Below are 14,601 nucleotides of genomic sequence, written 5' to 3'. Positions count from 1 at the left end.
ACTATGGGACATTGCGCAAAAGATCTCCGGACGCGGGGGTCTTTTTAACTTTAATTTACCTTAAATCAATAAACTTAAAAAATCCTTAACATAATCATCCCAAAATATTCACAACTCTATTGTATTCTAATAGCAGAAGATCCTACTTAGATAGAATAAGACTACATGAAAAAGCCAAAAAACCGCCCTATTTGAGGCGGTTTTTTGGCTGTCTTGGCTAACAGGGACTCCTCTGTCCTAACTTTTCCGTTTTTTATACCTCGAAATCAAATAATTGATGAGGTTTTTTCGAATACACTTGTTCTGAGAAGAAATGGAAAAATAGATTTCAAGTTGCAATTGAGATAAATGATGTCAAGAATGTAGAATCTGCAGTAAGACAATTGCAAAATGAAAATGATTAGTGCAATTATATTCCGCCAAGAGTTTGCAGTGGGACCATGAGTAGTTGCTCATTTTTAATAATTATTTACTCATTTATTTTTAGAGGATACTCTGTTATAATTCATATGACTCAAATAAATTTAGATAATAGACACGCAAGCCCGTGTATGACCCAACAAAAGATAAGCAAAATAAGGAGATTGAGTTATGTCTGACAAAATACCTATTTATCAACACCCTTGGGTAGGTGAAGATCCATTATTGGGAGAGTTAACGGACAAACAATGGAAAATACTAAAAGCGGCCCTTAAGGTTTTCACTGAAAAGGGATACAGTGCGTCCACCACGAGCGAAATTGCTCGTGAAGCCGGAGTGGCAGAAGGAACGATCTTTCGCCATTTTAAAACCAAAAAAGAGATTTTGTTAGCTACTTTAATTCCCTTGATGCAAAATTTTATTGGTCCAGGAGTGACAAATTCTCTGCACGATCTTTTATTGCAACATGATAATTTACCCATGGAAGATGTTCTTCTGCTCATTTTGGAAGATCGGCAAAAACACATTTCCGCCTTGTGGCCCTTGCTTCGGATCGTTCTACTTGAAGCTAATTATCACCCCGAACTCAGGGATGTCTTACTAAATAATGTGGTAACACGTGTTCAAGAGTCCTTATTAACGTTTTTGCAGAAACGCCAGAGTAAAGGCGAACTGCGTGACGATTTGGATGCTTGGACCTTGATGCGCAGTATTGTTGGGGCATTTGCCGCTTATCTCGTGTCCAAAACCCTGTTTCCGGAACGTGAGCAGGGCCACGAGAATCGGCAAGAACTTAAAGCGATTGTAAACCTTTTTTTGAGTGGAGCCAAAAAAAAGTCTTGAGTGTATGGTGAAGGAGGAAGAGAAAGAAGCCATGAGAAAAAAAATTGCCTTAATTGTCGTTGTTCTTATCCTTATTACCCTATCAGTTTTGGGTAACAGATATTTTAACCGTCCCTCAGATACGAACTCATATTCCGGTACGATTGAAGCAAATGAAATTCCTATCCAGCCAGAACTTGGTGGTAGAATCGTCGAGCTGTCCGTACGAGAAGGTCAGGTCATCAAAGCTGGTGACATCATTGCCAAGTTGGATGACAGTCAGGCTAAACTTACCTTGGCCACAGCGAAGAGTCAGCAAGTCCAGGCGCAAGCCAAACTCGACGATCTGTTGGGAGGGGCGCGGGCGGAAGAAATTCGTCGTCTGTCGTACTTGGTGGAACAGGCTAATGCTAATCTATCAAGTTTGGCGCTGAATATAAAATTCGAAGAAAATAATCTGGCAAATGATCAAAAGCTCTTGGGGAGCGGTGGGATTAGTAAACAGGTTGTGGATGCCCAACAAAACAAACTTGACACATTAAAGGCCCAGTATGAAAGCGCTCAAGCAAATGTGAATGCCGCCCAAGCAAGCTTAGACCAAGCTCAAGCTGGTAATATACAACCTACTATTCAGGCCCAGAAAGCGGCCGTTGATATCACAGCTCAGTCCGTCAAAGCGGCTGAATTGACGTTAAGTAAATTGATCATTAAGAGCCCAACTAGTGGTCAGGTTCTCTATCGGCATGTCGAACTAGGTCAAGTCGTCAATTCTGGTACTACGTTGGTAACGATGCTCGACCCGAATGATTTGTGGATTAAAATATATGTCCCCGAGGCCAAGCTGAGCCAAGTGAAAGTGGGCGGTACAGGTCTTATTGCTGTGGATTCTTACCCTGGAAAAACATTTAAAGGACAAATCCTATACGTCAGTAACCAGGCAGAATTCACTCCCAAGAACGTGCAGACGAAAGAAGAAAGAACCACGACCGTTTATGCTGTCAAACTTAGTATTACCGAAGGTAAAGATCAGTTGAAAGCAGGTATGCCTGCGGATGTGACCCTGCAATAGAGGAGTGAGAGAAAATGAATTTGGCCATCGATTGCCAGGGTTTGATAAAACGGTTTGGCTCCTATACGGCGGTTCAAGGGGTAACCTTTCAACTCCCACCTGGGGCAATTATGGGGTTTGTGGGACCGAATGGTGCTGGGAAAACGACGATCATTCGCATGTTATGCGGAGTTTTGATACCAACGGAGGGGCAAGCCACTGTGCTTGGGTACGATGTTAAAACTCAACCCGAGGAAATCAAACAGCGTATCGGCTATATGTCCCAAAAGTTTAGCCTTTATGACGATCTCACGGTTAACGAAAATCTTGATTTTTATGCCGGGGTATACAGCTTGAAGGGAAAAGAGGCCCGGGTCCAAAAAGAACGGGTGATTGAACGGATTGGACTAAAGGAGAGAACCCCACAGATGGTCGCTTCTCTTTCAGGTGGTTGGAAGCAAAGAGTGGCCTTGGCTTGTGCTTTGCTGCATAATCCACAATTGCTCATCCTGGATGAGCCTACGGCTGGGGTGGATCCTGTTTCTCGACGAGTTTTCTGGGACTTAATTCATCAACTGGCCAAAGAAGGGATGACGGTTCTAGTTAGCACACACTATATGGATGAAGCGGCTTCCTGTGATTACTTGGGTTTTGTCTTTTATGGGCGATTAATCGCTCTGGGCACGCCGGAGGATATGAAAAAAAGAGAAGCGAAGGATAATTTGGACGATCTCTTCATCTATTATGTTGAGCATGAAGCCTCAGATGACCCTCGCAACCTGATGCGTCAAAAAGGAGGGATAGGCTAATGCCACGATTTTCTTGGGTGCGTTTTATTGCGGTCTTGAAAAAGGAATTCATCCATATCCGTCGGGACCGAGCCAGCTTAGTCATGGCCATTGCCATGCCGATTGGGATGCTTCTCTTATTTGGTTATGCGGTAAACACAGATGTGGAGCACCTTTCTACGGTCGTTTGGGACCAATCTCAAACAGCCGATAGCAGGGATTTTATTACTTCGATGCGAAACACCCAATACTTGGATCCGGATAACTTCGTCCAGGGCTATACGCAGATTGAAGGCTATATAGATAGTGGCAAGGCACGGGCTGCTGTCATTATCCCTCCGGATTTTGGTAAACGATTGCAGGGGCAAGAACAAGCAACGGTACAGGTTTTGGTTGACGGCTCCGACCCCACCGTAGCCCGCGCGGTTATGTCTGCAGTTCAAATGCTTGGCCTGAATAAATCACTGCAGCTCCAGAGTGAACGCCTTGTCGCCAAGGGTGCTACGATTGTGACGAGCACACCGCTCAATATCGAGACTAGGGTCTGGTACAACCCGGATATGAAATCCAAGAACTTTAATATTCCAGCCCTAATCGGTCTAATACTGCAAAATGTGATTGCAATGTTAACTTCGTTCTCCATTGTACGGGAAAAGGAACGTGGCACCATGGAGCAATTGGTCGTGACCCCTATTCGATCTCTAGAGTTACTGCTGGGTAAACTCCTCCCCTTCGTGTTTATCGGATTTGTTTCCCTGTCCCTGATTCTAGCTACAGGGATTTTCTGGTTTGGAGTGGTGCCACTAGGAAGTCTGCCGCTTCTGGTCTTACTGTCCACCATTTTCCTGTTTACCATTCTAGCTATTGGTCTCCTGATCTCAAGCGTTGCCAAAACTCAGCTACAAGCGATGCAAATGACGTTCATCTTGATCTTGCCATCGATCCTGTTATCCGGCTTTATTTTTCCTCGGGAAACGATGCCCAGGCTGTTACAAATCATGGGCGGGTTGTTACCTTTAACCTATTTTTTGGACATCGTGCGGGGAATCTTTCTTAAAGGGGTGGGGGTCAAGTACCTTTGGCAGGACACCCTGACTTTATGTGCTTTTGCCTTTATTTTATTGGCGATTGCAGCTAAGACGTTCAAGAAGAATTTGGATTAATTGTGGTCAAGGGTATTTTTTAGGAAAGCCAGCACCATTAGTGGAAAAACTATAAATGCACTCTACTAACTTTTAACTAGTAAACTAGTATCAAAGAATTAAGGTATCAAGATTTCGTCAAGATATTGTAAAAGATTTGGCTAAGTGATATATTCAGCATAAAAATGTCACCAGTATTTAAAACTTTTTTTATCTAAATCATATTGAATATTTCTTTAAATATCACTAATTTATTTAAAATGGGGATGAACTATTTTTGTATTTTGAGTCAAATTGGCTCGTAGTTTAATACTTTCCGAAATGTATTCTTATAAAGAGAGAGGAGCCAAAAGATGAAGGGAATTCAAATACATACCATAAAAACTGTATCGGGAGTGATAAAATTATGGCTAAAATAAATTCGTCAAAGTCCGTGATTAGTTACGGAATAAAACTTAAGTTACAGCTAGGCTTTTTGGTTGTCTTGTTATTAACTCTGCTTGTAGGGGGCGTGGGTTATTACGGGGTTTATAAGATCAATCTGGGAGCGGAAGATTTAGGAGGGCATTGGTTAAAGGCAACTACATCTTTGGCGCAAGTGGTTGAGGATACAGAAGATACGCGCCGTACTCTCTTGTTAGGATTTACGATGCGTGCTGATGCGAAAATGTTTCAGGAGAATAAAGCCCAATTCATGAGCTTTAAAGCCAAATGGGAGAATGATTTTGCTACATATTCTAACTCTGTGACAACGACTGAGGGAAAATCACGAAACGAAGCTATGCGGAAATCGTTTGATACTTATATGTCCGATGCTGATCAGGTGTGGAAATTAGTAGGAGAAGGTAAGGATGTTGAGGCCCGTCCCATCTTAACCGATAAGAGTAAAGCAAGTTTTGAACAACTTCTTAAGGATATGGAAGCGCAGATGGCTTTTATGTCGACTGGGGGGACAAAATCTGTTACAGATGCTCAGACTACGAAGGATTCCGTGGTGAGGCTCCTGATCATGATTATTGCTCTTGCCTTGATCGGGGGGGGTGTTTTAGCGATTATGTTGGCACGGCATATAAGTATGCCGCTTGTAGCGGTGACGAAGGTTGCTCAGTCCGTGGCTGATGGGGACTTGAACATTAAGATGCCGGATATTAAAAATAGAGATGAAATCGGCGTCTTGTCACGAGCCGTCGGTGCGATGGTACATTCGCTAAGGGAACTCATCGGAGAAGTTTTAACCCAGTCCGAGAGCGTGGCGGCTACAAGCCAGGAATTGTCTGCTGCGGCGGAGGAAGCAACTGCTGCAAGTGAACAAGTTTCTGACACTCTTGCCCAACTCGCGACCGGTGCAACGGACCAAGCTATTTCAGTCGGGGAAACCAGTGGGGTCATTGAACAGTTGTCTGCAAGTGCACAGCAGGTAGCTGCCAATGCCGAGACTGTAAATCAAAGTAGTGGAAGGGCAGCGCAGGCTGCTGAATTGGGGGCTCTCCAGGCAGAAAATGCGGTTCAAAAAATTGAACAAGTCCGAGATGCTTCGGTTCAAACGGCTGAAGTCATTGCTGAGCTGGGAAATCAATCAATACAGATTGGGCAAATTGTTGATGTAATAAAAGGTATTGCTGATCAAACCAACTTATTGGCCTTAAATGCAGCCATTGAGGCTGCGCGGGCGGGCGAACAGGGTAGAGGTTTCGCTGTTGTTGCAGAAGAGGTACGGAAGCTCGCCGAACAATCATCCATGTCAACGACTCAGATTGCAACCCTAATTGCTAACATTCAACGGGAGACGGAACGTGCCGTTGGAGCGATGGAGAAAGGAAAGGTGGGAGTGGTTGCAGGAGTTGAAGCGGTTAATTTAGCCGGAAATTCCTTCCGAACCATTGTAGAAGAGGTTAATACAGTCGTCGAGCAAATTCAGCAGGTCACGGAGGCTGCACAACAAATGGCCAGCGGGAGCACCAAAGCGGTTAAATCTGTGGAGAGTATTGGCGTAATAGCAGAGCAAACGGCCGCCAGCGCGGAAGAGGTTTCCGCTTCGTCAGAGGAACAAGCTGCCACTATGGTATCAGTAAGCCAATCTGCAGAAGCTTTGGCTAAACTCGGGGAAAGTCTAATGTCTGCTGTTTCAAAATTTAAGGTTTAGCTATCCTGCTCCCATATAAAAAATGCACTCAATAGAGTGCATTTTTTATGCTATCATAGGGCCTGATAAGTTGATATTATCAAGATAAGTGAGCTTTCAATAGTTAGGGCAAGTTACTTTATTCTTCTGAGGCTAGAGGTTTCCAATTGGAGAACCTCCAATTTTTTCTCGATTCGATCAAGGGTTTCATCCACTCGGGCATTATGATCTTTTTGTACTTCTCGGGAATCATATAAAGCACTAATTTTTACAATAATATCATGTTCAATGGACAACGCAAGCTTTTCAAGTGTATTACTCATTGAGTGTAGCTTAGAGTTGAAATCTCGACTGATTGAATCATGCTTAGAGTTGAAATCTAAATTCATGGCATTTATATCTTGACTCATTGAATCTTGTTTAGAGTTGAAGTCTTGACTCATGGCATTTATCTCTCGACTCATTGAATCTTGACTTTGTCTAAACTCATTTTGCGACTCAAGTATTTTGGCGAGTATCTCCATGATCTGTTGTTGATCCATATAGATGGTCCCCCTTTGAACCCTATTATATACTCTCTCTGCAATATTGTAATCCCCTTAATAAGGAATATATGTAAATCGCAGAAAAGTTTCTATAGGAATTCATGCGGGTATACCTCTATTTGAATTCCGCCTTAAGTCAAATCAAAGAGATCCCTTAGCTCTTGTTCCGATAATTTGGAGAGCATAGTTTCTCCTGGTTGAATGACAGAATCAATCAACATCTTTTTCTTGGTTTGTAAGGTGTTGATTTTTTCTTCGACGGTTCCTTGGGTAATTAGTTTAATGACCTGTACTGAGCTTTCTTGGCCGATGCGGTGAGCTCGATCCGTGGCCTGGTCTTCTACAGCAGGGTTCCACCAGGGGTCGTAGTGAATGACCATATCCGCTCCAGTGAGGTTTAATCCAGTCCCGCCCGCTTTTAGAGAGATTAGGAAGACTTGGGCAAGGCCTGAATTGAAAGAATTGGCCATTTTTAAACGATCTGCCGCTTTGGTCGAACCCGAAAGATAGAAATGCTCAATACGTTCCGTGGTTAGATGGCTTTGGATAATATCGAGCATCGTTGTGAACTGAGAAAACACTAGGATCCGGTGACCGCTGTCTAGGGCGTCTGCAAGGATTTCCTGGAAAAGCAACATTTTGCCGCTCTCACCAGTGTAATTTTCTAAGAACATGGACGGGTGGCAGCAAATTTGCCTCAGACGGGTCAGGGCCGCGAGAATCTTTATATGGCTTCTGTTAAACCCTACGGCAGCTATTTCCTGGGCTATTTTGCCTTTTGCTTCCTGTAAATAGGCTAAATACAATTTTTTCTGTTCTTCTGTCAAGGGAGCGTTGAGCTGAGTTTCGATTTTGTCCGGTAGTTCCTTTAAGACATCCTTTTTTAGTCGACGTAAAATGAAGGGATTGGAGTGTCGGCTCAATTCTGCCAGGATCAGGGGGTCTTCCCCTTTAACAATCGGAAGTTCGTATTTTCTGCGAAATTCCTGATGGGTGAGGAGATAGCCTGGCATGATAAAATTAAAGAGGGACCAAAGTTCGGAAAGTGAGTTTTCAATCGGGGTTCCCGTGAGGGCAAAATAACCTTTAGCTTGAATTTGCTGCACGGACTTGGCGTTGAGCGTGAGTGGGTTTTTGGTATGTTGTGCTTCATCTAAAAAGCAATAGGAGAATTTGAACTTGTCAAATTTATCGATGTCTCGGCGCAGTAGGGGATAGGAAGTAACCACTAAGTCCCACTGTTCTTCCACATCTATTAACTGAGCATGTCTTTCTTGAGGAGTACCTTCTACAACAAGAACTCGTAAGCTGGGGGTGAACTTCTTAGCTTCCTCTTGCCAGTTATAGATTAGTGAGGTGGGGGCGATGACTAATGCTGGGCTAGAAGAGGAGGATTTTTCCGATAAAATAAAGGCGAGGACCTGTAGCGTCTTGCCTAGCCCCATATCATCGGCCAAAATCCCGCCTAAGCCAAAAGAGGCCAGTGTTTTTAACCATTTAAAGCCGGTCTTCTGGTAATCTCTCAACACATGCTGAAGCTCAGCTGGGATTTCGAACTCACTGTCTTGGGGCTCAAGAATGCTTTGAACCAATTGCTTAAAGGCTTTATTCCGTTGCACTCCCGGCAGATTTGCCTGGCGCAAGAAGCTGTCAATATACATTGCTCTGTATTTCGGCAGATTGAGCAATTTTTGGTTGAGATCATCGGCTTCAAGGTCTAAGTTATCGAGAAGTTGAGCGATAGAAGTCAATTCGGGTTGGTTTAAATCAAGGAAAGAGCCGTCCCGAAGGCGGTGATATTTTTTCTTCAGATGAAGGGAGTGGAAGATGTCCGCTAATTCGTCGTGTTCAATGTCGTTATATTGGAAGGAAATTTCTAAGATGTCCAGGGTTTCGTCGAGACGAACATGGCCAGAGAAGGTTGTTGAGGTCCGGATTTTGACCTTAAATTGGTCGGAATAGTATAGTTCCGCTAAGTCCTTAAGCTTGGGAAGCCAATTTACAGTGAAGTCGAAAATCTGTTCATCTTCCTCAAGGTGGATGTTACCTTGGGAGACAGTAAAATTGGCCTGTTCAAAAATATTCAGAATCGTTCGCTCTTGTTCTACAGAGCGAATGAGGATTAGATCACTAGCTTCGGAATCAATGTTGGTTTCTCGGGTAGACGCAAATGGATTAATAACAGTATCTCCATAGTGAAACTCTAGGCGAGCAGTGATGCCCATATCCCCTATGCGATCAAAATATATTTTAGCGTACAAATTCTCTTGACTGAATTTGTCTTCGAGGATGGGGTCAATACTAACCGGGCCTAGTTTTTTGATCAAGGGTAGGGCTTCCGATGCGAAAAATTCCTTCTGAGTCGCTGGAATAGCAATAGTTGTCATGGAGCCTTTGCGTAGTGCCGTTAAAATTGGGGGGAGCAGGTCTTTTTGGGTGGGAGAAGCTTGGTAGATCATTTGTCGATAAGCGTAGTAGCTGCCATCCGGCGTAAGTTGGATGGGTACTTCAGCGCCATCTAGGGCCAATAGTAAATCTTTATCTTGGGCTAGCAGAGAAAATTCTATGGGCAGACGATGTCGGATAATGTGAGAGGGTTGGGGGGGAGTAGAGCCGATCTCCCAAAGAAACTCTTTATCCCCTAAAGCGTCTAGAAATTTAGTCAGGTAATAACCGGTTAACGGCAAGGACTTTTGATTGAATAGGGTAGTGGAATAAAAGGGACCTTGCATTTCGGTCAAAGCTGTATGTTGCTCAAACATTTCCTGTAACATAGTAATCAGGGCCCTATCTTTCGTTTTAAAGGCTTGGCGCGTCGGTTCAAGGGTAAATTGTTTGCCGAATTCCAGAGAACGCCCTGTTTTAAGAGATGAGAGGAATTGTCCTATGTCCTTAACAACATAGAGACGCTGTAGACCCAGTTTGAGTTGCACATGGGCGGAAAGTCTGTGTCCTGCTGTAATTTGAAGCTCCACATTCAGGGTTAACTCTTCGAAGGGGGTCTCGGAGTGATGGTCGGCAAATACAGCGAACAGGTCTTCAACGACACGGTTCTGGACGACGGGATCTGGCCAGGCAATGGGCAGCTTTTGCTGGCAAGTTTTTAAAACAGCTATAACGTGTTTACAGGCACCGGGATACTCAGTAAAAGCCGGGCAAGTGCAGCGGTAAGATCGAACAGAGCTATCCTTTTCAAAAGCTATCTGAACTGAGTAGCGCAAACCCCCAATGACAGAAGCGTTAACTAGACCTTTATCGGGGGCAAAGATGAAATTACGGACTCTACTGGCCATATAATAAGAAACGCCCTTCTTATACACCCGGTCAGTGTTGGCAAGGTCTATAATTTGTTCCTCGGAAATAATAAAGCGAGGCATGAAAAGACTCCTTTGGCGATATTTATGTTAGTTTAAGTATATCCATTAAGAATATCATAGGTGGGGGTTTTGTGTCTAATAACAAGAATGTATGTCGACAGTGCCTTGGATAGTAGAAACTAGCGGACATTGTGGTATGATGTATTAAATAACTGATCAAGCTAGAAACGAAGCTTTGGGGGGGATGTTCTGTGCTTATTACCTGTGATAACAGCATGCAAATGGGCTACATTTACTTAATGCCTAATGAATCGACTGATGAGTATACCCTCGATAAAAGTGATATTGGACTTTTTTATGATGTCAACAGTCTCAGCATTCCAAGGATTAAATGGCTTGGCATGGGTCAAAGTTTGAGTCAAATGCGTCTTGCGACTAAAACGTATAGAGAGGCTGTTGATAACGCTTTTCACTGTGAATATTGGAATGACCTTGATAGTGAAGGATATATGATAGGAATTGAACTCTATTTGACAGAAGAACGGCTCTTGCCCTTAGTTGCTCACCAAGCCTTCAAGCTCTACGATGTTCGTTGGCGCAATCGTGATTTCAGAGTGCTTACCCTGGACGCCTACCACGATGTTCTTAATAAAAATAATGTCATCTATCCCTTATCCCCTGAAAAAGATGCTTTTGTAATCGTCTCTATTGATTCCCTATCCAAGGTCGGTAAGATTATGGCGTTGATCTCAGCAAGGGATGATTTATACCCATTAGATTATTTGCAGAAACCCCTGTTTATGTTAGCTAATTCAAGTCGCTGTTTCAGTGAGAATTAATCATTAAACTAGAAATAACAAGAAATGCTCAATGCCCTGAGGGCATTGAGCATTTCTTCTAAGGTTGGGAGTCTCACCAATTTCATAGATTGGGGACATGAATTACCCCTCAAATACTTTTTGGATTTCCTTCAGATGTTCCCGGATGCCAATCTGCTGTGGGCAGACTTCTTCACACGCTCCACATTCGATGCAGGTTGAGGCCTTGGCTTCTGAGGCAAGGAAGGTGTTATAGGCAAACTTTGAAGATGCGATGTCATCATAAATGTGAGCATCATTGTAGAGGGCGAAATTGCGGGGTATATCTACACCTGAAGGACAGGGCTGGCAATAACCACAGGCAGTACAGTCGACCTTCGTCAAAGAGAGGTATTGCTTTTTGACCTCTTTAATTAAAGAAAGTTCTTGTTCACTTAAGGAATTGCGTCCTGGAGGGCTTTGCCAACCAGGATTTCACTTTGTCCTTGATGGTAGGGGTAGACGGTATCCACATAATTTATTCCGTTATCGATAGCATGGCGGAGCATGGAGATGGCTTCGACTTCGTCTATTTTACCTGGATCATTGTCGAACATGGGTAGACGCATACACCCGAACCCGAGAATTGGAGCCTGAAAGTCAAGGTTGCCAAATTTACGGTATTGCATCAGTAATTCTCTCCTTTAGTTTGGTAAGCATTATTGGTGATCAAGAAGTAGACTCGCAAACGTTGTTTATTAATTATGACTAAGTTTGAGGAATTAAGCAAGAATGGAAGGGTTAATAATAACTTTAGAAAAATCACTAAAGTTGTAAAATGTTGAGTTGTTATAGTACAATATGGTTCGAGGATAATGTGAATCATGTCCGTAACAAATAGTACCAATTCCATGGGTTGAAGGAATTTGCTGAATTTCGCCGAATAAAAAGGTTTAGGTGAATAAAAAGAAGAGGGGTTCGGAATATATTATGCTTACTGTGGAAAAAATTGGTGGAACATCGATGTCCCAATTTCAGAATGTGCTAAAGGACATAATAGGCCACTCAAACTCAAAAGGTTTTCGTTATGGAAGGGTATTTGTAGTCTCTGCATATGCAGGGGTGACCAATATGCTACTTGAAGATAAGAAGACTAAAGCACCGGGTGTATACCAACGCTTTATTCAAGGTGAAGATTACGAGAGTGTTATGGATCACCTCCTGACAGAGACGCTTAAAATTAACGAATCGTTTACGGATATTGGTCTGGATTCTAAAGTATGCCGTGAATTCTTAGAAGAACGAGTTAGGCAAACGAAAGCTTATTTAAGTAGTATGGAAGATATCGTGGCTTCTGGATATGTCGAGCGGGATAGTATTTTCTCCGCGGCAAGAGAGTTACTTGCATCCATCGGAGAGGCTCATTCCGCCTTTAACACTGTAAACATACTGCGCAATAACGGTATTCTCTCTGAGTTAGTTGATCTAACGGGTTTTCGTGATTCTAAACAACTTTCGATTAGCGAACGCATCGAGAAATCCTTCAAGAACGTCAATCCTCACGAAGCAATCATCGTTGCCACAGGCTATACCAAAGGGATCGAAGGAATCATGCGGGAGTATGAAAGGGGATACTCGGAGATAACTTTTTCCAAAATAGCGACGCATCTTCAAGCGGATGAAGCAATCATTCATAAAGAATTTCATTTATCGTCTGCCGATCCGAAAATCGTTGGCGTGGACAAGGCAATCGTGGTGGGCAGGACAAATTATGATGTTGCCGACCAACTTGCGGACATTGGCATGGAGGCTATTCATCCTAATGCGTCTAAACCGTTAGAAATGGCTGGAATTAACCTTCGCATAAAGAATACCTTTGAACCCGATCATCCGGGAACGGTTATATCAAACGATTATATTGGTCCCCAAGCGAAAATTGAAATCATTGCAGGGTCGGATAAAATCGTGGTCTTGGAAATTCATGATACTTCAATGGTCGGAGAACCGGGGTTTGATCTTGAAATTATGGAGAAGTTTAAACGGTATAATATCAGCTACATCATGAAAACAACCAATGCCAATAGCATATCACTCGTTATCTGGCAAGCCGATCTGGATGAATCCTTGGCAGCTGAACTTGAAGTAGAATATCGAACGGTTACAGTTCAGGAGGCAGCGATTGTTTGTGTGATTGGATCCAATATTGCTATGCCTAGAATTTTAGCTAGAGCGGCTAATGCCTTGGCTAAAAACGACATTAACATTAAATGTATATCTCAATCTCTTCGTCAAGTGAACATGCAATTTGTCATTGATCGGGAAAATTATGCCAAGGCTATAGTATGTTTAAATGAGGATTTATGCGTTGCGGATTACTAGTATTCCGATCTTGATATCGAAATTAGGCCATTGGAGCTTGAGAACCTAATTAACGGGTTCTCTTCTTTTTGTTGAGCTCGTTTCGCTAGAGTGAACTTGTTTCCCAAAGTTATGATGTAAGTAAATTTGACCAATTCTACTTAAGGGCTTAGTATTTAACAAATAAGAACATTCATGAACCGAGGAAAGGAACTAACTATGAACTCTAACTCAATTTTAAGAGGTAAAGAACGCGGTTTAAGACACTACTTAACTAATAAATACTGGGTCATTGCCATTGCGATGTTTTGTGCAGTTCTTTGGGGAAGCGCCTTCCCAGTTTTGAAAGTAAGCTATGTCGAGCTTGGAATAGCAACGAATGATCAATCAGCCATCATTGTACTTGCAGGAATGCGATTTTTCTTGGCAGCTATCCTGATTTTCATCCTAATCGTCGCTGGAATTCGACAGTCACCTAAAGTGAGGGGGCAAATGCTCCCTCAACTATTTCTGCTGGGGTTGCTTCAAATTAGTTTGCAGTACTTCTTTTTCTATAATGGATTGGCTCATACCTCAGGCATGAAGGGTGCCATCCTATCTTCGGCAGGCACCTTCTTTGTGGTTGTCTTAGCGCATTTTGTTTATGTCAATGATCGCTTGAATTGGCGTAAGCTCTTTGGAATCATTGCAGGTTTTGCAGGGATTATTATGATTAATGCTGGAGCGCGTTTCACTCTTGATTTTTCTTGGCAGGGCGAAGGTTATATGATTTTATCAGGTCTAGTGAGTGCCATAGGAACGATTTTAGCAAAACGCCTTTCTAAAGAAATTCATCCCTTTGTTCTGACAGCGTGGCAAATGCTCTTAGGGTCCTTGCTCCTTATTGCGACTGGGTTACCGGGCTTAAAACCTCAGGCTATGGTTTTTACGAACCGAGCCTTCCTTCTTCTCATATATTCTGCCTTTCTTTCCGCGACCGCCTTTTCCCTTTGGTATGCCATTTTGAAATACAATAAGGCGGGAGAAATTAGTGTCTACAAGTTTGTGACACCCGTCTCCGGAGCCATTTTGTCTGCTTTCTTTATTCCTGGCGAACGATTGACTCTGAACATGTTTATGGCCTTAGTTCTTGTTGCGCTTGGAGTTATTATTGTAAATTATAGAAGAAGGAGTCCAAAAGAAGAAATTCTAAGTGAGGGACCTTACTGATAATCCAATCAGAGAGTACTTATGTATATGAAA

Annotated in this window: 12 protein-coding genes; 8 read left to right on the top strand and 4 right to left on the bottom strand. The window is 42.9% G+C overall.

Annotation, left to right across the window (positions count from 1 at the left end):
• The first annotated feature begins 591 nt into the window (after window positions 1-591).
• The 5 genes from DSOL_RS17750 (at window position 592) to DSOL_RS17730 (ending at window position 6,363) form a co-directional block, all read left to right on the top strand.
• Window positions 592-1,263, top strand: coding sequence for a TetR/AcrR family transcriptional regulator (locus DSOL_RS17750; RefSeq protein ID WP_075366151.1), 672 nt, complete (start codon window positions 592-594; stop codon window positions 1,261-1,263).
• A gap of 31 nt (window positions 1,264-1,294) precedes the next feature.
• Window positions 1,295-2,311: an HlyD family secretion protein gene (locus DSOL_RS17745; protein WP_075366155.1), complete on the top strand. Its 1,017-nt coding sequence runs from the start codon at window positions 1,295-1,297 to the stop codon at window positions 2,309-2,311.
• Between the two features lie 14 nt (window positions 2,312-2,325).
• The gene (locus tag DSOL_RS17740) at window positions 2,326-3,099 is read left to right on the top strand and encodes an ABC transporter ATP-binding protein (protein WP_075366150.1); all 774 of its coding nucleotides are present in this window, start codon (window positions 2,326-2,328) and stop codon (window positions 3,097-3,099) included.
• Complete coding sequence (locus tag DSOL_RS17735) at window positions 3,099-4,241, top strand: ABC transporter permease (RefSeq protein ID WP_075366149.1); 1,143 nt, start codon at window positions 3,099-3,101, stop codon at window positions 4,239-4,241. The genes DSOL_RS17740 and DSOL_RS17735 overlap by 1 nt, the downstream gene beginning before the upstream one ends.
• Before the next feature lie 385 nt (window positions 4,242-4,626).
• Window positions 4,627-6,363, top strand: a complete 1,737-nt coding sequence (locus DSOL_RS17730) for a methyl-accepting chemotaxis protein (protein ID WP_075366148.1) — start codon at window positions 4,627-4,629, stop codon at window positions 6,361-6,363.
• A gap of 113 nt (window positions 6,364-6,476) precedes the next feature.
• Here DSOL_RS17730 and DSOL_RS26815 read toward each other — a convergent pair whose 3' ends face one another.
• Window positions 6,477-6,884: a hypothetical protein gene (locus tag DSOL_RS26815; RefSeq protein WP_083642709.1), complete on the bottom strand. Its 408-nt coding sequence runs from the start codon at window positions 6,882-6,884 to the stop codon at window positions 6,477-6,479.
• Window positions 6,885-7,018: 134 nt separating this feature from the next.
• Complete coding sequence (locus tag DSOL_RS17720) at window positions 7,019-10,264, bottom strand: DEAD/DEAH box helicase (RefSeq protein ID WP_075366147.1); 3,246 nt, start codon at window positions 10,262-10,264, stop codon at window positions 7,019-7,021.
• A 191-nt stretch (window positions 10,265-10,455) separates the two neighbouring features.
• Here DSOL_RS17720 and DSOL_RS17715 point away from each other — a divergent pair, with 191 nt between their 5' ends.
• Window positions 10,456-11,043, top strand: coding sequence for a hypothetical protein (locus tag DSOL_RS17715; RefSeq protein WP_075366146.1), 588 nt, complete (start codon window positions 10,456-10,458; stop codon window positions 11,041-11,043).
• Window positions 11,044-11,145: 102 nt separating this feature from the next.
• Here the strand turns inward: DSOL_RS17715 and DSOL_RS30120 are convergent, their stop codons facing one another.
• Both DSOL_RS30120 and DSOL_RS30115 read right to left on the bottom strand, forming a co-directional pair.
• Complete coding sequence (locus DSOL_RS30120; RefSeq protein WP_075366145.1) at window positions 11,146-11,406, bottom strand: 4Fe-4S dicluster domain-containing protein; 261 nt, start codon at window positions 11,404-11,406, stop codon at window positions 11,146-11,148.
• Between the two features lie 50 nt (window positions 11,407-11,456).
• Window positions 11,457-11,690 carry an aldo/keto reductase gene (locus DSOL_RS30115; RefSeq protein WP_075366144.1) on the bottom strand — a complete coding sequence of 78 codons (234 nt, stop codon included), beginning with the start codon at window positions 11,688-11,690 and terminating at the stop codon, window positions 11,457-11,459.
• Between the two features lie 301 nt (window positions 11,691-11,991).
• Here DSOL_RS30115 and DSOL_RS17700 point away from each other — a divergent pair, with 301 nt between their 5' ends.
• Together DSOL_RS17700 and DSOL_RS17695 are read left to right on the top strand one after the other, a co-directional pair.
• Entirely contained in the window at window positions 11,992-13,380 is a 1,389-nt protein-coding gene (locus DSOL_RS17700; RefSeq protein WP_075366143.1) for an aspartate kinase, read from the top strand.
• Window positions 13,381-13,578: 198 nt separating this feature from the next.
• Entirely contained in the window at window positions 13,579-14,568 is a 990-nt protein-coding gene (locus DSOL_RS17695; protein WP_075366142.1) for a DMT family transporter, read from the top strand.
• Window positions 14,569-14,601 lie beyond the last annotated feature (33 nt).

Source organism: Desulfosporosinus metallidurans, from assembly GCF_001936615.1.
Lineage (GTDB): Bacteria > Bacillota > Desulfitobacteriia > Desulfitobacteriales > Desulfitobacteriaceae > Desulfosporosinus > Desulfosporosinus metallidurans.
Note: the sequence above shows the minus strand (reverse complement) of the source record. Positions and strands in the feature narration are given on the sequence as shown.

Excerpts from the sequence above, each read along its gene's own strand:
- DSOL_RS17750 (WP_075366151.1), top strand. The coding sequence starts at position 592 with ATGTCTGACAAAATACCTATTTATCAACACCCTTGGGTAGGTGAAGAT.
- DSOL_RS17745 (WP_075366155.1), top strand. The coding sequence starts at position 1,295 with ATGAGAAAAAAAATTGCCTTAATTGTCGTTGTTCTTATCCTTATTACC.
- DSOL_RS17740 (WP_075366150.1), top strand. The coding sequence starts at position 2,326 with ATGAATTTGGCCATCGATTGCCAGGGTTTGATAAAACGGTTTGGCTCC.
- DSOL_RS17735 (WP_075366149.1), top strand. The coding sequence starts at position 3,099 with ATGCCACGATTTTCTTGGGTGCGTTTTATTGCGGTCTTGAAAAAGGAA.
- DSOL_RS17730 (WP_075366148.1), top strand. The coding sequence starts at position 4,627 with ATGGCTAAAATAAATTCGTCAAAGTCCGTGATTAGTTACGGAATAAAA.
- DSOL_RS26815 (WP_083642709.1), bottom strand. The coding sequence starts at position 6,884 with ATGGATCAACAACAGATCATGGAGATACTCGCCAAAATACTTGAGTCG.
- DSOL_RS17720 (WP_075366147.1), bottom strand. The coding sequence starts at position 10,264 with ATGCCTCGCTTTATTATTTCCGAGGAACAAATTATAGACCTTGCCAAC.
- DSOL_RS30115 (WP_075366144.1), bottom strand. The coding sequence starts at position 11,690 with ATGCAATACCGTAAATTTGGCAACCTTGACTTTCAGGCTCCAATTCTC.
- DSOL_RS17700 (WP_075366143.1), top strand. The coding sequence starts at position 11,992 with ATGCTTACTGTGGAAAAAATTGGTGGAACATCGATGTCCCAATTTCAG.
- DSOL_RS17695 (WP_075366142.1), top strand. The coding sequence starts at position 13,579 with ATGAACTCTAACTCAATTTTAAGAGGTAAAGAACGCGGTTTAAGACAC.